Annotated in this window: 14 protein-coding genes, 1 tRNA gene and 1 pseudogene; 11 read left to right on the forward strand and 5 right to left on the reverse strand. The window is 56.3% G+C overall.

The window, feature by feature from the left end; translation table 11 throughout:
- Positions 1–7 precede the first annotated feature (7 nt).
- Entirely contained in the window at positions 8–1,072 is a 1,065-nt protein-coding gene (locus FY156_12545; protein ID UXS02236.1) for a sugar ABC transporter substrate-binding protein, read from the reverse strand.
- A 259-nt stretch (positions 1,073–1,331) separates the two neighbouring features.
- Here FY156_12545 and FY156_12550 point away from each other — a divergent pair, with 259 nt between their 5' ends.
- Together FY156_12550 and FY156_12555 are read left to right on the forward strand one after the other, a co-directional pair.
- Complete coding sequence (locus FY156_12550; GenBank protein UXS02237.1) at positions 1,332–2,378, forward strand: LysR family transcriptional regulator; 1,047 nt, start codon at positions 1,332–1,334, stop codon at positions 2,376–2,378.
- A 25-nt stretch (positions 2,379–2,403) separates the two neighbouring features.
- Complete coding sequence (locus FY156_12555; GenBank protein UXS02238.1) at positions 2,404–2,868, forward strand: hypothetical protein; 465 nt, start codon at positions 2,404–2,406, stop codon at positions 2,866–2,868.
- A gap of 17 nt (positions 2,869–2,885) precedes the next feature.
- On the opposite strand, the gene FY156_12560 is transcribed toward FY156_12555, so the two are convergent.
- The gene (locus FY156_12560) at positions 2,886–3,140 is read right to left on the reverse strand and encodes a hypothetical protein (protein ID UXS02239.1); all 255 of its coding nucleotides are present in this window, start codon (positions 3,138–3,140) and stop codon (positions 2,886–2,888) included.
- Between the two features lie 147 nt (positions 3,141–3,287).
- Entirely contained in the window at positions 3,288–3,782 is a 495-nt protein-coding gene (locus FY156_12565; GenBank protein ID UXS02240.1) for a winged helix-turn-helix transcriptional regulator, read from the reverse strand.
- A gap of 502 nt (positions 3,783–4,284) precedes the next feature.
- Between FY156_12565 and FY156_12570 the strand changes: the two genes are divergently transcribed.
- The 7 genes and pseudogenes from FY156_12570 to glf all read left to right on the forward strand — a co-directional run bounded on the left by FY156_12570 (position 4,285) and on the right by glf (position 13,458).
- A tRNA-Arg gene (locus tag FY156_12570) sits at positions 4,285–4,361 on the forward strand.
- 195 nt (positions 4,362–4,556) lie between these two features.
- Complete coding sequence (locus tag FY156_12575) at positions 4,557–4,718, forward strand: hypothetical protein (GenBank protein ID UXS02241.1); 162 nt, start codon at positions 4,557–4,559, stop codon at positions 4,716–4,718.
- A gap of 333 nt (positions 4,719–5,051) precedes the next feature.
- Positions 5,052–5,822: pseudogene (locus tag FY156_12580) on the forward strand (ice nucleation-like protein).
- Between the two features lie 30 nt (positions 5,823–5,852).
- Positions 5,853–8,819 carry an ice nucleation-like protein gene (locus tag FY156_12585; GenBank protein ID UXS03136.1) on the forward strand — a complete coding sequence of 989 codons (2,967 nt, stop codon included), beginning with the start codon at positions 5,853–5,855 and terminating at the stop codon, positions 8,817–8,819.
- A 101-nt stretch (positions 8,820–8,920) separates the two neighbouring features.
- On the forward strand, positions 8,921–9,886 hold the full coding sequence (locus tag FY156_12590) for a glycosyltransferase family 2 protein (protein ID UXS02242.1): 966 nt from the start codon (positions 8,921–8,923) through the stop codon (positions 9,884–9,886).
- Positions 9,887–10,197: 311 nt separating this feature from the next.
- Positions 10,198–12,159 (forward strand): glycosyl transferase, encoded by a 1,962-nt coding sequence (locus tag FY156_12595; protein ID UXS03137.1) that lies wholly within the window; start codon positions 10,198–10,200, stop codon positions 12,157–12,159.
- 141 nt (positions 12,160–12,300) lie between these two features.
- Positions 12,301–13,458, forward strand: a complete 1,158-nt coding sequence (glf, locus tag FY156_12600; protein UXS02243.1) for a UDP-galactopyranose mutase — start codon at positions 12,301–12,303, stop codon at positions 13,456–13,458.
- Positions 13,459–13,490: 32 nt separating this feature from the next.
- On the opposite strand, the gene FY156_12605 is transcribed toward glf, so the two are convergent.
- Positions 13,491–14,051 carry a TetR/AcrR family transcriptional regulator gene (locus FY156_12605; GenBank protein ID UXS02244.1) on the reverse strand — a complete coding sequence of 187 codons (561 nt, stop codon included), beginning with the start codon at positions 14,049–14,051 and terminating at the stop codon, positions 13,491–13,493.
- A gap of 62 nt (positions 14,052–14,113) precedes the next feature.
- On the opposite strand from FY156_12605, the gene FY156_12610 reads away from it, so the two are divergent.
- A complete protein-coding gene (locus tag FY156_12610; protein ID UXS02245.1) occupies positions 14,114–14,950 on the forward strand; it encodes an SDR family oxidoreductase in 837 nt (278 codons plus the stop codon).
- A 5-nt stretch (positions 14,951–14,955) separates the two neighbouring features.
- Entirely contained in the window at positions 14,956–15,957 is a 1,002-nt protein-coding gene (locus FY156_12615) for an NADP-dependent oxidoreductase (protein ID UXS02246.1), read from the forward strand.
- Between the two features lie 14 nt (positions 15,958–15,971).
- Here the strand turns inward: FY156_12615 and FY156_12620 are convergent, their stop codons facing one another.
- The gene (locus FY156_12620) at positions 15,972–17,342 is read right to left on the reverse strand and encodes an O-antigen ligase family protein (GenBank protein ID UXS02247.1); all 1,371 of its coding nucleotides are present in this window, start codon (positions 17,340–17,342) and stop codon (positions 15,972–15,974) included.
- Positions 17,343–17,483: the final 141 nt, after the last annotated feature.

Consider the following 17,483-nt stretch of genomic DNA (forward strand, 5'->3'; position numbering starts at 1 on the left):
TGTCAGATTATTTCAGCTGGTCTTCGGTGTAGTAACCACCGTCAACGAGCACCTGCTTGTAGTTGTCCTTGGTCACGGCAACCGGCTTCAGCAGGTAGGACGGAACAACCTTGACGCCGTTTTCATAGGTCTTGGTGTCGTTGACTTCAGGCTCTTTGCCTTCCATCAGCGCGTTGACCATGTTCACGGTAACCTTCGCCAGTTCGCGAGTATCCTTGAAGATGGTGGAGTACTGTTCGCCAGCGATGATCGACTTGACGGACGGAACTTCAGCATCCTGACCGGAAACGACCGGCAGCGGCTGGTCCTTCGAGCCATAACCTACGCCCTTGAGCGAGGAGATGATACCGATGGACAGACCGTCGTAAGGCGACAGAACAGCGTCGACCTTGGCGTCGGTGTAGTAAGCCGAAAGCAGGTTATCCATACGTGCCTGGGCCGTTGCCGGGTCCCAACGCAGCGTACCAACCTTGTCCATGCCCGTCTGGCCGGACTTTACGACCAGCTTGCCGCTGTCGATGTAAGGCTGAAGAACGGACATAGCGCCATCGTAGAAGAAGAAGGCGTTGTTGTCGTCCGGAGAACCGCCGAACAGTTCGATGTTGAACGGACCCTTGCCATCCTTGAGGCCGAGCTTGTCGACGATCGAAGTCGCCTGCAGAACGCCAACCTGGAAGTTGTCGAAGGTTGCGTAGTAGCTGACGTCGCCGCTGTTACGGATCAGGCGGTCATATGCGATGACCTTGATGCCCTGCTCGCCAGCCTGCTTGAGAACGTCCGAAAGCGTCGTTCCGTCGATCGAAGCAATAACCAGGACCTTTACGCCCTTGGTGACCATGTTTTCGATCTGCGAAAGCTGATTCGGGATATCGTCGTCTGCGTACTGCAGGTCCGTGGTGTAGCCAGCTTCCTGCAACTGCTTGACGATGTTGTTGCCGTCATCGATCCAGCGCGCGGAAGACTTGGTCGGCATGGCAATGCCAACGGCACCCTTGTCTTGTGCGAAAGCCGGCGCAGCAAACGATGCTGCACCGATGGCACAAGCCGCCAGCAACGAAATAATGGATTTCATTAACTCTCTCCCTTGAACCCTTATCTCTGGCGCCCGCATGCTGCGGCGCACCACAAAATCCATGCCATGAAAGAGAGAAGCCGCCCGGTGGCTCAATCCTTTTCGCAAATGCGAAACAGGTCCACTTGCCGCTCCTCCCCGGCATTCCCGCAAACTGTTCCGAATCCATATAACTGTCAAATAGAATAAATCAGTTTACCTATATCAATTTTGATATATTAAATCGATATAATAACCGAATGAGAGAAACAAAAAGCCGATGAACAACCATAAAGAGTATGAGCATCCGCAAAATACTGAAGGGCTTTTTGTCTTCGAAGACAACCCCTTGTTGCGCGCCGGGCTGAAGATGAGCCATCTGCGCATGCTCGTGATGATCGAAGAACATGGTCAGGTCAGTGCAGCTGCAGCAGCCATGAACATGACGCAACCGGCCGCTTCCCGCATGCTTTCAGAAATGGAAGCCATTGCCAAAAGCCCGCTCTGTCGACGCGCCTCGCGCGGCGTCGTTCTGACGAAATTCGGCGAGGCATTGGCAAAGAGAGCGCGCACAATCCTTCTGGAACTGCGTGAGGCAAGCCGCGAGCTCAATCAGATGAAATCCGGAAGCGGCGGCTCCGTCTATATCGGTGCCGTCACAGCCCCGGCGATCAGTCTGGTGGTCCCGGCAATCCGCCGTGCCATGGACACTTATCCCGGCATTGAAATCAATGTGCAGGTGGAAAGCAGCAACATTCTGGCCCGGGAACTCCTGGCCGCCAGGCACGATTTCATTATCGGCCGAATACCCGATGATCTCGACCCCAGCCTGTTCTCCATTCACGAAATCGGCATTGAGCGGGCCTGCCTGATCGTCCGCGAGGGGCATCCTTTGCTGAGCCGCAAACCCGTGGCACTGAAAGATCTCTCTGCCTATGACTGGGTCTTCCAGCCCCCCGGCGCGCTGTTGCGCAGGACCATGGAAGATGTCTTCCTTGCTCACGGCGTTGCCATGCCGCGCAACATTATCAACACGCCATCTGTCGTCCTGACACTCGCGCTCGTCTGCAACACCAACGCCATCGCTCCTATCGCTCTCGATATGGCCGAATTTGTTGCAGCGCAGCAGGCGCAGATCGGTAAAACACGGGTTTTGCCGACAGAATTTGACCTGAACGTCAAACCTTACAGCATCATAACAACCAAAGGTCGTGTTTTGCCCCCTAGTGCGCGGCTCCTCTACGATCTCGTCCTCGAGGAGAGCCGCAAACTTGCAACCGAGGTGCAATTCCCGTCGACAAGCCCGGCACAATCCTTCGTTGCTTGAATGATGCCCGACAAGGAGTGCACGGATGCTATTTGGACAATCCGTTTTCCAGTCAGTCATTGAAAGACTGAAACGGGAAGCAGACGAAAATACTGCGGAAGGCGATGAGGTACCGGTAAATTACCGCGTCGGCGGAATGACGTCGGGTTTCGTCATCAATACGGAAACATCAGAAAGGCAACCCGGCAACAGCGGCATGGAGGCCTATATGGCATTCCTGGCTGACGCTCCGCCACCATCCGAACCGGAGCCTGAGCCCGAACCGGCCCCCATGCCGACCCATCTTGAGAAAACCTCGCTTGAGGACGTCGCCAACGAGCTGGACATCACCGAACGCGATACGCTGGCGACACTGACCGAAAAACGACGCCGCTTCGCCCGACTTAATCATCCAGACGGTGTGAGGCCGGAGTTCCGGCAAAATGCGACATTGCGCATGACAGCAGCCAATCTTTTGATCGATCAGGCAATCCGCATGTTACGGCGCTGACAGTCGAACGTCAGCTATTATACCGTTTCGTCCTTATCGATTATCTTGTCGGCAGGTTCTTCGTTCGTTTTGATCTCATCTGCCGCCGGCCCGGGCTTGAAAGCCACCAGCAGCACATAGCCGGCATAGACAGCAATGCCGCCGACAACCGTGCCCCAAAAAAATTCCCGATTGACGAACTCAACGACCGCCCAGGCGGCACAAAACCCAACGATCAGCAGTCGCACCCAGATGGGACGATAGAGCGGATGGCTCGTGTCGATATTAAGCATGGCGTCTCCGTGGAGGCTGATGTGCCGAAACCGGCTTTTGGGAACGCTCTATGTCGCCTCCCGAGCAAATCGCCAAGTAAAATCGTCGTAAGTCAAAGGAATATCAAAAAATAAGACTGGCTCTACGTATTCCAGAAAAAACTCTGATCAATCGCGCAAGCGTCCAAGCAGGGTAAGAAGTTTGTCGCGCGCCTTCTCGCCACCAATCTTATCGATCAATTTTTCTTCACGGTCGCGCCATTTGGCGGAAAGACTGTCGAGCAGCCCGACACCCTTTTTCGTCATGTCGAGAAAATGCACTCGCCTGTCGTCTTCCGATTTGCGACGGACAAGCAGGTCCTTTTCTTCCATGCTGTCGACGATGGCGACGAAGTTGGCCCGCTGGATACCGAGCGCCTCTGCAACGTCGCTTTGCTTGAGACCGGGATTGCCACCAACGATTACGAGAACGGAAAAATCCGCTGGCCTAAGGCCCTGTTCAGCCAGCACATCGGCAAAACTGTTTGCCACGGCAAGTTGCGAATGTCGCAAGTGATAACTGATCGCGTTCGACAACAAACCGTAGTCGATTTCCGCATCAGTCTCGTCAAATTCCATCTTTTCGGATCTTCGTTCGTTGTCCCGTGCCAATCGTAAAGCCATCGGATCCCCGCGTGATTCGTACCATCTACCCGGGCGGCAGCATAAACGACAAAGCGCTAAAACTGTATTCAAAATAAATGTAGATGATACTAATATTGTATAATAATTTGGTGGTTACCCCGAAAATCTTCACTGCAACACTGACAAAACGCCCAATATTAGGCTGCCAAAGCCGGAAAAAGTGATCACCGCAAAGTGAACATTTCGGTAGCCGGCAAACACATTGCCAACCCTTCAGTTATCCTCATATCCCCCTTCACGAAGAACTGGCGGAACCGGGTACCACACGAACCGGCCAGGAAAATCGTCACCACTTATGGGAGCGTCTTTTTCACGAGTGCAAATCTCAACCCGCCCTGACCGGCCCTGAAGCCACGAACAACACCATCATTTTTCAGATCACCAAACAGCCGCAGTTTCACAACACTCTCGTATTTTGACATTGATGTGGGAGAAAAGCTGGGCTATGAACCAACCGCTGCGCGATTCACGCGTCGAGGCTGCACCCGTAGCTCAGCTGGATAGAGTGTTGGATTCCGATTCCAAAGGTCACAGGTTCGAATCCTGTCGGGTGCGCCATTAGTTTTACAGCGAGTTCAGAAGCGAACATTGAGGTTCATGACCTCGGCGACGGCTTTCCGACGTTACCCCACCAAATCGCAACCGCACTTATGTTGGACTCAAAAGTCGACCGGCAGCCTAGAACTTCACCTACTGTAAATTTACCAGCCCCAGCCCACCATTCATATATCGCGACAGGCGCCGGGCATAACCGTGTTGACACGCATGCTCGGCGTTTCCGGCAAGGCGGCTTTCAATCCTCAAATCAGGCGCGTCCAAGACATCGACAAAAAGTTCTCTGGAAAGTTCAGAACAAAGGATTTTTGGGCGAAAAACACCCCAGTTTTCGCCAGTGAAAAAAATCAAAAATATTGATTAGCGCCAATGAGTTATACTTCATAAAACCATGCAATACATGGCACCCAAGAATTAAGATCGCCCTTCCAAATATTAACTCGGCTTTAAATGTTGACCTGATAAGGCGTGCAAGTCGCAAAATTTTTTAAGCGGCATACGCACAAACTAGCGCGGAAAATCCGGGCCCTTTTTCTGGCTCGAATTGCATGATGCCTTTCCAGCGCAGGTTCGCACACGAGCCATGTTCTCCCTAATTTCGCTTATTTGCAGATGTCGGACCGCTGTCCTGAATGGCGGTGTCTGGCGGCAGATAGGCGTGACCAGTCGCTATTCGGTATCAAGGACACGTTCATGACTTCGATTATCTCCTCATTGTCTGCTGCGCAGATTTCCAAGCTTTCGACGTCAACAATCGCTGGTTTGACCTCGGAGGACGTGAATGCTCTGGATAGCGCCAAGATCAAGGCGCTGACGTCCTCGCAGATCGCCTCGCTGAGCACCGATAACCTCGCGCTTTTCAGCTCCGAAGACGTCAACGCAATTTCGGTCAGCGCCGTCAAGGGACTGACCGTCGCCCAGATCGAACTGTTGGGCTCCACGCAGATCAACGGCCTGTCGGCTTCCCAGGTCACAGCGCTTTACACGAGCCAGATCGCCGCTCTGTCGACCTCGCAGATTGAAGCGCTGACGTCGGATCAGATCGCAGGTCTCAGCTCCGGACAGGTCGGCACGCTCAGCAGCGACGAACTCGCACTGTTCTCGACCGACGAAATTGCCGCCATCAGCGCCAAGGCACTGGCTGGCCTCGCCACAGACGCGCTGGCAAGCCTCAGCACCGACAACGCTGCCGCACTGACCAAGACCCAGATCGCTGGCCTGTCGTCTTCTCAGCTTGGCTCGCTCTCTTCTGAGCAACTGAACACCTTCTCTTCCGACGAGATCCAGGCAATCAGCACCAAGGCGCTTGCCGGCCTCGACGTTACCAAGCTCAGCACCGAAATCATCGCCACCCTGACGAAAACGCAGGTCGCGGCCCTCTCCTCGACCCAGTTTGCCGCTCTCTCCACCGAGCAGATCCAGGCCCTGACCTCGGATCAGGTCGGTGGTCTCAGCGCCGCACAGGTCGGGACCTTGAGCAGCGATGAACTGGCACTGTTTTCGACCGATGAAGTTGCCGCCATCAGCGCAAAGGCCATTGCTGGTCTTGCTACCGACACGCTGGCGAGCCTCAGCACCGACAACGCTGCCGCACTGACGAAGACGCAGATCGCCGGTCTGTCCTCGTCTCAGCTCGCTTCGCTGTCTTCCGAAAGCCTTGCCGCCTTCTCCACCGATGAAATCAAGACGATCAGCACCAAAGCGCTTGCTGGCCTCGACGTTACCAAGCTCAGCACCGAGGGCGTTGCTTCTCTGACAAGAACGCAGGTCGCGGCACTGTCTTCGACGCAGTTTGCAGCCCTCTCGACCGAACAGATCCAGGTTCTGAACTCCGATCAGGTTGCTGGCCTCAGCGCCGCACAGGTTGGCACGCTCAGCAGCGACGAGATCGCTCTGTTCGCGACCGATGAAATCGCCGCCATCAGCGCCAAGGCACTGGCTGGTCTCGCCACCGACGCACTGGCAAGCCTCAGCACTGACAACGCGGCTGCACTGACGAAGACGCAGATCGCCGGCCTGTCTTCGGCTCAGCTTGGCTCGCTCTCTTCTGAACAACTGAGCACCTTCTCAACCGACGAAATCCAGGCAATCAGCACCAAGGCGATTGCTGGCCTCGACGTTGCCAAGCTCAGCACCGAGAATGTCGCAACGCTGAGCAAAACTCAGGTCGCGGCGCTCTCTTCAACCCAGTTTGCAGCCCTCTCGACCGAACAGATCCAGGCCCTGACCTCTGATCAGGTCGGTGGTCTCAGCGCCGCACAGGTCGGGACCTTGAGCAGCGATGAACTGGCACTGTTCTCGACCGACGAAATTGCTGCCATCAGCGCAAAGGCGATTGCTGGTCTTGCCACCGATACGCTGGCAAGCCTCAGCACCGACAACGCAGCAGCACTGACGAAGACCCAGATCGCTGGCCTCTCCTCGTCGCAGCTGGGTTCGCTCTCTTCCGAGCAGCTGAACACCTTCTCTACCGATGAGATCAAGGCAATCAGCACCAAGGCACTTGCTGGCCTCGACGTTACCAAGCTCAGCACCGAAAACGTTGCAACGCTGAGCAAGACCCAGGTTGCAGCACTCTCTTCGACGCAGTTCGCTGCTCTCTCCACCGAGCAGATCCAGGCTCTGACATCCGATCAGATTTCTGGTCTCAGCGCCGCACAGGTCGGAACACTCAGCAGCGACGAGATTGCCCTATTCTCGACCGATGAAGTTGCCGCCATCAGCGCAAAGGCGATTGCTGGTCTTGCCACCGACACGCTGGCAAGCCTCAGCACCGATAATGCAACGGCTTTGACCAAGACGCAGATCGCTGGTCTGTCTTCGGCGCAGCTCGGCTCCTTGTCCTCTGAAGGTCTTGCCACTTTCTCGACCGATGAGATCAAGGCGATCAGCACCAAGGCTCTCGCCGGCCTCGACGTGAGCAAGCTCAGCACCGAGGGTGTCGCCGCTCTGACCAGAACGCAGGTTGCAGCTCTCTCTTCGACGCAGTTCGCTGCTCTGTCGACCGAACAGCTTCAGGTTCTGAACTCCGATCAGGTGGCCGGTCTCAGCGCCGCACAGGTTGGCACGCTCAGCAGCGACGAGATCGCACTGTTCTCGACTGACGAGATTGCCGCCATCAGCGCCAAGGCCATTGCCGGTCTTGCCACCGATACGCTGGCAAGCCTCGGTACCGATAACGCAACGGCACTGACCAAGGCGCAGATCGCTGGTCTGTCTTCTTCGCAGCTCGCGTCTCTGTCTTCCGAAAGCCTTGCCACCTTCTCGACCGACGAGATCAAGGCAATCAGCACGAAGGCTCTCGCGGGTCTTGATGTCACCAAGCTGAGCACCGAGAATGTTGCAACGCTGAGCAAAGCTCAGGTCGCGGCCCTCTCCTCGACCCAGTTTGCTGCTCTCTCGACCGAGCAGCTCCAGGCCTTGACCTCGGATCAGGTTGCCGGTCTCAGCGCCGCACAGGTCGGCACGCTCAGCAGCGATGAAATCGCTCTGTTCTCGACCGATGAGATTGCTGCCATCAGCGTCAATGCACTGACGGGCCTCGCAACGGATACGCTGGCAAGCCTCGGCACGGAAAGCGCTGCGGCACTGACCAAGGCGCAGATCGCTGGCCTGTCTTCCGCACAGCTTGGTTCGCTCTCTTCCGAGCAGCTGAACACCTTCTCGACAGACGAGATCAAGGCGATCGGCACCAAGGCTCTTGCTGGTCTTGATGTCACCAAGCTCAGCACCGAGAATGTTGCAACGCTGAGCAAGACCCAGGTTGCTGCCCTCTCTTCGACCCAGTTCGCCGCTCTGTCCACCGAACAGCTCCAGGCATTGACCTCGGATCAGGTTGCCGGTCTCAGCTCCGCGCAGGTTGGAACGCTCAGCAGCGATGAAATCGCTCTGTTCTCGACCGACGAGATTGCTGCCATCAGCGCCAACGCCATTGCCGGTCTTGCGACCGATACTCTGGCAAGCCTCAGCACCGACAATGCCGCAGCACTGACGAAGACCCAGATCGCGGGCCTCTCTTCGGGACAGTTGGGTTCGCTCTCTTCCGAGCAGCTCAGCACCTTCTCCACCGATGAGATCAAGGCAATCAGCACCAGAGCACTTGCTGGCCTGGACGTTACCAAGCTGAGCACCGAGAACGTTGCCACGCTGAGCAAAACGCAGGTAGCGGCTCTGTCTTCGGCACAGTTCGAAGCTCTGTCGACGGAACAGATCCAGGCTCTGACGTCGGATCAGATCGCAGGTCTCAGCGCCGCACAGGTCGGAACCTTGAGCAGCGACGAACTCTCGCTCTTCTCGACAGACGAGATTACGTCGATCAGCGTCAAGGCAATCTCTGGTCTTGCCAGCGACGCCCTCGGCGGTCTCGACAGCACGCACCTCGATGCTCTCTCTTCCCAGCAGTTGCAGGCAATGAACACTGCACAGGTTGAGGCAATCATCAACGCCTACAAGACAGCGTAAGATTAACGCAACAAGACAACCTGCGACGCGGCTCATAGCCGCGTCGCAGCGTAGGAGCATTCTGATTACAGAATGTTTCGGAAGGACATTCAGCATCTCTCATGGCGAAGATATCCATCATCATTCCGGCCTATAACATGGCCAACCTCATCGGCGAGACACTCGAGAGCGTCCTGCGCAATGAAACCGACATGGATATCGTCGTTGTCGACGATGCCTCCACAGATCAGACTTGCGACATCGTCGAGCAATATGCGGCTAGACACGCCAATATCCGGCTGATGCGCAGCGAGACGAACACCGGACCAGGCGTTGCCCGCAACAGGGCACTGGCGAGCGTAGACAGCGAATATTGCCTGTTTCACGATGCCGACGACCTCTTGATCGAGGGAGCCGTCGATACAGTTCTGCCCTTGATGGACGAGACGAATATTGATGTTGCGGCATTCAGATACAGTGTGCTGAGAACGGCCGACGGCGGTCCCGGCGAGATGCCCCCCATCGACAAGAACATCTGGGATAGCGTTCTTGCAGGGCGCGAGAGCGCAATTATCGATCTCGATTCGGCTGCCCAGTTCCTGGTGACGATCAATTACCCCTGGAACAAAATACTGCGGACCTCATTCATCCGCCGCACGGACTGGCGTTTTTCGACGGCCCGGATCAACGAAGATATCTTGCCGCATTGGGCAGCCTACATGAAGGCTGGACGGTTTTTAGCGGTCAACCGCAGCCTCTCGATCCATCGTCTCGTGCCCGGACGCGAACAGCACACGAACACCTTCGACGAGCGCCGTCTGGAAATGTTCTCTGCGCTCAAGGATGCTGAGAGGCTTTTCGAAGACAACCCGCTCTTCAAGGCAAAATATTATCCGATTTTCATCGTCTTCAAGGCTGGCCTGCTGGAATGGGCACACAAGCAGCTTCGACACGATCTGCACGGCCTCTACCGGGAATATGTCGCGAAATCGTACCAGTACTTCACGGACGAGGATTTCGACAGGGTTTATCGCATTAACCCGTCGATTGCTCTGGCAAGCTACCGAATGAAGCATTCCGGTCGATAACTCTTCACGCGCACAGATCTCGGCATTGAAGGCCAGTGCCATCACCGTTTTGGCGGGAGAGGAAATCTCCCTTCTCCCGCCACTCACTGGCCATGCGTTTGCGTTGATCGACAAGCAAACACGCCTGCAATACATCCAGCCACAGGCAAGTTACCTGCGATAGCTAAAAATAGCCCACGAAAAGGCCGTTTTTACTTTTGACGCTTCGTCGTCTTCCGCAGGATGTCATGACCGCCAACCACGCTTCTACTTCGAACGATGCCGCCGCTCCCAGCGCAGTTGATCTTGCGCGCAACCAGCGGCTCAGTCTCATGGATTTGCTGAGCGTAACGGAGGCTCTCAGCAGTGCCGGCCAGAAGGCCGCCGCGGTAGAACTTTATAAGACGTGGGTCGCATTCAACGACAACAATCCTGCAGTCCACCTTGCCTATTTCAACTACGCCGTTGCACTCAGCCAGCTTGGCGACCGTGCTGGCGCCGTACAGGCGTTTCGTGCCTGCCTGAAGGCCAACCCGCAATTCGCACCGGGCCATATCAACCTTGGCCGCGTGCTTGAAGACGCAGGCATGATCGGTCAGGCCGTCGAGCAGTGGTGGCAATATGCCGAGACCACGAAGCACCTTGATGCCGAAGCGATCGGGCATCGGCACATGACCCTGCAGAATATCGGTCGGGTCCTCGAAGGTGCCGGGAAGTATGGTGAGGCTGAGGCCGCATTGCTGCAGGCGTTCGAACTGCGGCCGGAATTGCCGGAATCAGGCCAGCACTGGGCATCATTGCGCCAGCGCCAGTGCAAGTGGCCGGTCCTTGCCCCATCGAACCATGTCCCTGCCCGCAAGATGGTCGACGCGATGTCATCGCTGACGCTAAGCTGTTATGCCGACGATCCGATGTTCCAGCTGGCCAAGGCCTATCGCTACAGCAAAACGGTGATCGGTGCCCGGCCAGATATCAGCAAGTTTCCGCGCAGATCACCGAAACTGAAGTCTGGGACCGGTCAGCGTCTGCGTGTCGGTTACCTGTCTTCGGATCTTCGCGATCATGCAGTTGGTTTTGCGCTTGTCGAGGTCCTGGAACTTCATGACAAAAACAGCATCGAGGTTTTCGCTTATTACTGCGGCAACGTGCGCAACGCCGATAGCACACAGGAGCGCATCAAAGCTTCCGTCCATTGCTGGCGGGATATTCATGGCATGGATGATGCCGCAGCCGCATCACAGATCATTTCCGATGAAATCGATATCCTGATCGACGTCAACGGCTACACCAAAGACGCCCGCACGAAGATCTTCGCCTATCGTCCTGCACCTGTCATCGTCAGCTTCTGCGGTTATCCCGGATCGACGGGAAGCCCGTTCCATCAGTACCTGATTTCTGATGGCTACATGATCCCGCCGGAGAACGACATCTATTATTCCGAGAAGGTCCTGCGCATCGCGTGTGACCAGCCACTCGACCGCAAGCGGCCGATCGCCGCCCGGCCAACCCGAGCCGAGGTCGGCCTGCCCGACGATGCATTCGTCTATGCAAGCTTCAACGGCATGCAAAAGATCACCGAAAACTGCTTTGCACGCTGGATGGCGATCCTGTCGCAGACGCCCGGCAGCCTGTTGTGGTTGTTGACAGGCGATGAGGACGTCAATCAGCGCCTCAGAGATATCGCAGAAAAATGCGGCGTTGCGTCTGACCGGCTGGTATTTGCACCGAAGGTGCCGAACCCGATGCATATAGCCCGTATCGGCGTCGCGGACCTGTTTCTCGATACCTTCCCTTACGGCGCCCATTCGACGGCGGCGGATGCGATAACATCGGGCCTGCCCGTTCTGACGATGCCCGGCAAGACATTTGCAGCACGCTTCTGCGGCAGCATCGTCACCGCGGCCGGTGTGCCCGAAATGCTCTGCTCTTCGCCTGAGGACTACGTCGCCCGCGCCATCGGCTTCGAACGCGACCGCAAGAGCCTGCTGGACGTTCGGGAATCGATCGCACGGCAACGAGAGACCAGTGTCCTGCGCGATATCCCGGCTCTCGCGCGCCGTCTGGAGGAACTGTTCTGGCAAATGCAGGGCGAATGTGAACGCGGCGAAACACCCGTGCCAGATCTCAGCAATCTCGATCTCTATTATGAAGTCGGTGCGGAAGCCGTTCTCGAGAACATCGAGTTTGAGGACGAGCAGAGCTACCGCAGACGCTATCTGAAAAAATTGAGCCAATGGCACGACTACGCGCCGATCCCATACGACAGCCGCCTCTGGCAAAAGCCGGACGCCTGAACCAGAGATCGAACGGACCCGGATTGCGCCAATGACGGTTGATCGTGGATATCCTCAATCGGCCGGGACACACGCTCAACGACATCTCTGCAATGCAAAACTGCCGCGAAACAGGCGGTCTATGAACAGGACGAATTCACCATGAGCGCGGACGAAAGAATTGTCATTGTGGGCGCCGGGCTTTCAGGCGCCGTCATTGGACGAGAGCTCGCATCGGCAGGCCATCAGGTGGAAATCATCGACGTCCGCGACCACATTGCTGGAAATTGTCACACAGAGCGTGACAGCGAGACCGGCGTCATGGTGCATGTTTACGGCCCGCACATCTTTCACACCGACGACAAGGAAGTCTGGGACTACGTGAACAGCTTCCAGACGTTCATGCCTTACAAGAACCGCGTCAAGACCACGAGCAACGAGAACGTCTATTCCCTGCCGGTCAATCTGCACACAATCAACCAGTTCTTTGGCAAGAATTTCCGGCCCGATGAAGCGCGTAGCTTTATCGATGAAAAAGCCGACAAGTCGATTACCGATCCACAGACATTCGAGGAGCAGGCACTGCGCTTCGTCGGTCGCGATCTCTACGAGGCCTTTTTCAAGGGCTATACGGAAAAACAATGGGGTTGCTCGCCGACGGACCTGCCCGCCTCGATCCTGAAACGTCTGCCCGTGCGTTTCAACTATGACGACAACTACTTCTTCCACAAATATCAGGGCATGCCGGAAACCGGCTACACGGATATGATCGAGCGTATCCTCGACCATCCGAACATCACCGTCAGACTTGGCACCCGGTTTGATCGCTCTGAGACTTCAGCCTCCAAACACGTCTTCTATTCGGGTCCGCTCGATGGCTACTTCGACTTCGAATACGGCCGTCTTGCCTACCGGACGCTCGACTTCGAACGCTTTACCTATGAAGGCGATTATCAGGGCTGCGCGGTCATGAACTACGGCGACGTTTCCGTCCCTTTCACCCGCATTACCGAGCACAAACACTTTTCTCCTTGGGAAGATCATGCCGGCTCCGTGTGCTACAGAGAGTTTTCGCGCGAATGCGGCCCTGATGACATTCCTTATTATCCCATTCGCCTGGTCGAAGATAAGGAACAGCTTGCCGAATACGTCGCGCGCGCCGAAGACGAAAAATCGGTGACCTTCGTCGGGCGTCTCGGAACATATCGTTATCTCGACATGGACGTCACCATCCGTGAGGCGCTCGATACTGCCCGTCTCTACCTTGCCAAGCGATCAGAAGGTGCGACCATGCCGGCGTTCCTGCACTCGCCGGTCTGACATATCCTGTTGGCGACGAGCGGATAGTCTCGTTAGCGTTCAGGCTCGGCCATAGACGCGTCGATCCACGCGCGTGTCTGCCCCAGAATCTCGTCTGACAGATCGGGGTCATCGACGGCACGTGCAAGGATGACTGCACCGACCATTGCCGCCCAGCTTCCAATGGCGGCACGGCGTGCGTCTGCGGCCTCCATGTGCGGCATTGCCTTGCTGATCCGTTCTATCTGCACGCGCAGGCCGTCCGTCATGGCTTTTTGCGCGGCAGGCGTTTGATGACGAACATCAGCGACAAGCCCTGCGGTCGGGCATCCCTCGGCTGCATTGTCACGGTGCGCTGGCGCAAGATAAGTATCGACAAATTTTCGAAGGCCAGCGCCGCCACTCCTCTGCCCTTCCAGAGCGTGGGTGATGGTATGCGCGACGAGATCGTCTTTTGAGCTGAAGTGGCCGTAAAAGCCGCCATGGGTAAAGCCCGCCGCCTTCATGATTTCGGACACACTCACCGCATCAAATCCCTTTTCGCGAAAAAGGCGGCTGGCGACATCCAGTATCTGACGCCGGTTTTCCACCATCTGCTCTCGACTGACCTTCATCGCAAGATTCTCCAATCGCCCCATTGACAGTTTCATGATGATCATCATATTTAATTTCATTCATGACAACCATCATGAATATAAGCCTCATCAGGAAAGAGAGCAATCCCATGACGCATGTTCCCACCGTTCTCGTCACCGGCGCATCGACCGGTATTGGTGCTGCCTTCGCGGAACGTTTCGCCAGGCGCGGGCACAATCTGGTGCTCGTCGCCCGCAACAAAGCACGGATGACGGACCTCGCCGATCGCCTGAAAGCCGAAACCGGCGGCACGGTCGACATTATCGAAGCGGATCTCGCCAATGCCGTGCAGAGAGCTGTGGTGGAGGATCGGCTCCGCAACGACGCCAACATTGGCATTCTCGTCAATAATGCCGGATCAAGCCTCGCCGGCAGTTTCGTAGAGCAGACGACTGACGATATCGACCGCCTGGTGGCCCTGAACACAACGGCACTGGTACGTCTCGCACACGCAATCGCGCCGCGCCTTGCCAAGTCCGGTGAAGGTGCAATCGTCAACATCGGTTCCGTTGTCGGCCTGGCGCCTGAATTCGGCATGCCGGTCTACGGCGCGACAAAGGCGTTTGTCCTGCATCTTTCACAGGCACTCGCCCATCAACTCGGCCCGCAAGGCGTCTATGTGCAAGCCGTTCTTCCCGCCGCGACCCGCACAGAAATCTGGGACCATGCAGGCGTCGACGTCAACACGATGCAAAACGTGATGGAAGTGAGCGATCTGGTGGATGCGGCCCTGGTTGGTTTCGACCGGCGCGAACCCGTAACGATCCCACCTCTGCACGATGCAGCCCAATGGAGCACTTTCGAAACCGCGAGGCAGGCAATGATCCCCGGTTATGCGCAATCCCGGCCCGCCGATCGCTACCTGGCTGCTGTGTGACCGTCATGAAGGCCTTCATCCTCGATCGTTACGGCAAGAGCCAAACACTTCGTCTCGGTGAAATGCCGGAACCCTCACCGGGTTTGGATGACGTTCTGATCGAGGTTGAGGCCGCCGGCCTCAACCTTTTGGATTCCAAAATCCGCAGCGGGGCATTCAAACCGATGCTGCCATACAAGACACCTCTCGTCCTCGGTCACGATGTCGCCGGCACTGTCATCAGCGTTGGATCGAATGTACGCGGCTTCAAACCGGGCGATGCCGTTTACGGCCGCCCGCGCGACGGCCAGATCGGTGCCTTTGCCGAGCGTATCTCGGTAAAGGCAAAGGATCTGACGCTGAAACCAGAAAGCCTGTCCATGGTGGAGGCTGCGTCACTCCCGCTCGTTGCGCTGACTGCGTGGCAGGTGCTGGTGGAGATAGCAAGGATCAGGGCTGGCCAGAAAGTGCTGATCCATGCGGGATCGGGTGGCGTTGGAACCATTGCCATTCAGCTCGCCAAATATTTCGGCGCAACTGTCGCCACCACAGCCAGCGCGGCCAATGCAGAATTTCTTCGCAAGCTCGGCGCCGACGTCGTCATCGACTATCGCACACAAGATTTTTCGAGCCTGCTGTCGGGCTATGATGTCGTACTCAACAGCCTTGACGCAAAGACACTTGAGAAATCGCTGAAGGTGCTGAGATCAGGCGGCAAGCTCATCTCTATTTCCGGCCCACCTGATCCGGCCTTTGCCAAAACCAGAGGGCTGAGCCTACCGCTTCGCCTGTTGATGAGACTGATCAGCACCGGCATTCGCGCCAAAGCCAGACGTGCCGGCATCGAATACGCCTTCCTGTTCATGCACGCAGATGGCACTCAGCTGGAAGAGATCAGCAGGTTGATTGAAAACGGGACGATCAATCCGGTGATCGATCGTACGTTCCCGTTCGAAAAGCTGAATGAGGCTTTCGCCTATATTGAAACGGGTCGGGCAAAGGGAAAGGTCGTTGTGACGCTGAAGTGAGACAGGCAGCGGCATCAATCCGGCAACGCCGCTACGCGCGCTCGCGCCGCGGCCGCGGGCTTTGCTCCAATACCCTTGACCTTGCCTGGAACGGGTATAGCAACCTCTTCATCCTCAACAAGGCTGGCATGAGCCTGGAGATGCAGGCCAACGATTGCAACGATGATGAAAAACCAGACGAAGCCGGTACTCAACATGAACAGGGTTTCAAGGAAACCGTAGAGCAACGTGTAGAGCCATATGCTGACATAAAAGCGTGTAAGCGGGCTCTTGCGCACCGTTTCACTCATCTTGCCGAGATAATAAAGCGGCAGCAGGAAAATCCAGATCAACACCAGCACCAGACCGGGCACACCTGCCGCCAGCAACAGGTCGAAATAGCCATTGTGCGAATCCGGCGCGGATGTCGCCCAGGTATTGTTCTCCGTAAAGCTGCTCATCAGCGCGTCGCTTCGCCAGAACGCCTGGTAGCCATAGCCCAGCAGCGGGCTTTGACGGATATATTCGATCGACACGGTCCATATATCGGTGCGGCCCGTAAACGTCGGGTCCATGCCAAGCTTGGCCAGCATGGCAGAAAATACAGGATCTACCGTCGTCCCTACAGTCACGGTCGCGAAGACTGCGAGCAGCGCTGCAACGACCGTGTACCGCCATTTCGGCCAGCGGAGAATGAACCAGCCGACGGAAAAAATGATCGGCATCAACCCGAGCGCAGTCTTGCCACCCGATTTCACCAAAAAGACCAGCGATAGCAGAAACACCGCAAGCCCGCCGACAAATGACCATTTCTTACAGAGATAAACGCCGACGATAATCAGGATCGACATAACCGACGCGGCTTCATTCTTGTGGCGGAACACGCCGCGCCAGTCTCCGGCAAGCAGCGGTTCCAGTGCGTCCGATGCCTGATGGATGGATCGTGATGGCAGAACGATGACGCCGAAATAACAGAGAAACAAAATGGCGAGCGTACAAACCGCAAGCAATGTGGAAAAGTGCCGCTCCGTCCGGGGCAACTGCAGGAAACCGGCGGCGAGAACAAAGATGATCGCGCACATCACCAGCCGCCGCAACGAGAACATAGGAGCCTCGCCAACAAGCGATGTGAAGGCATACCAGCCGAAAATCGCCACCATCCACAAACGCGGCGCAAAAATCAGTGAGAACGATCGCTCCTTCGCCATGAAGAGAATGAAGCTGAAAAGCAAGACGATCGCGGTAAACTGGTTCAGCAGGCTTGAGCCTGCGGCCATGGCAGAACCCGTATAGGTCGACGACAGGGAAATGTAAGGGGAATAGCCGACCGTGAAGTAGAAGAACGTCAGGTAGAAGAGCGCGTCCCGCCAGTAGCCGTTACCATGTTCTTCTTTCGCTTCGGCCATAAGAGGTTTTTCTCTCTCCCGTTTCAGCGCACCCGTCGTCCGGACCGACGTTGCTCATACCTTTCCGCAACGGCCCCGACATCCCTAACAAGGATTATAATATGATACACGGAAATCGTGCAGTCTTATTTTGGTTCGATC

It is taken from the genome of Agrobacterium tumefaciens, assembly GCA_025559845.1.
GTDB lineage: Bacteria > Pseudomonadota > Alphaproteobacteria > Rhizobiales > Rhizobiaceae > Agrobacterium.

Coding starts and splice junctions, on each gene's coding strand:
- FY156_12545 (UXS02236.1), bottom strand. CDS start 1,072: ATGAAATCCATTATTTCGTTGCTGGCGGCTTGTGCCATCGGTGCAGCA.
- FY156_12550 (UXS02237.1), top strand. CDS start 1,332: ATGAACAACCATAAAGAGTATGAGCATCCGCAAAATACTGAAGGGCTT.
- FY156_12555 (UXS02238.1), top strand. CDS start 2,404: ATGCTATTTGGACAATCCGTTTTCCAGTCAGTCATTGAAAGACTGAAA.
- FY156_12560 (UXS02239.1), bottom strand. CDS start 3,140: ATGCTTAATATCGACACGAGCCATCCGCTCTATCGTCCCATCTGGGTG.
- FY156_12565 (UXS02240.1), bottom strand. CDS start 3,782: ATGGCTTTACGATTGGCACGGGACAACGAACGAAGATCCGAAAAGATG.
- FY156_12590 (UXS02242.1), top strand. CDS start 8,921: ATGGCGAAGATATCCATCATCATTCCGGCCTATAACATGGCCAACCTC.
- FY156_12595 (UXS03137.1), top strand. CDS start 10,198: ATGGATTTGCTGAGCGTAACGGAGGCTCTCAGCAGTGCCGGCCAGAAG.
- glf (UXS02243.1), top strand. CDS start 12,301: ATGAGCGCGGACGAAAGAATTGTCATTGTGGGCGCCGGGCTTTCAGGC.
- FY156_12605 (UXS02244.1), bottom strand. CDS start 14,051: ATGAAGGTCAGTCGAGAGCAGATGGTGGAAAACCGGCGTCAGATACTG.
- FY156_12610 (UXS02245.1), top strand. CDS start 14,114: ATGACAACCATCATGAATATAAGCCTCATCAGGAAAGAGAGCAATCCC.
- FY156_12615 (UXS02246.1), top strand. CDS start 14,956: ATGAAGGCCTTCATCCTCGATCGTTACGGCAAGAGCCAAACACTTCGT.
- FY156_12620 (UXS02247.1), bottom strand. CDS start 17,342: ATGGCCGAAGCGAAAGAAGAACATGGTAACGGCTACTGGCGGGACGCG.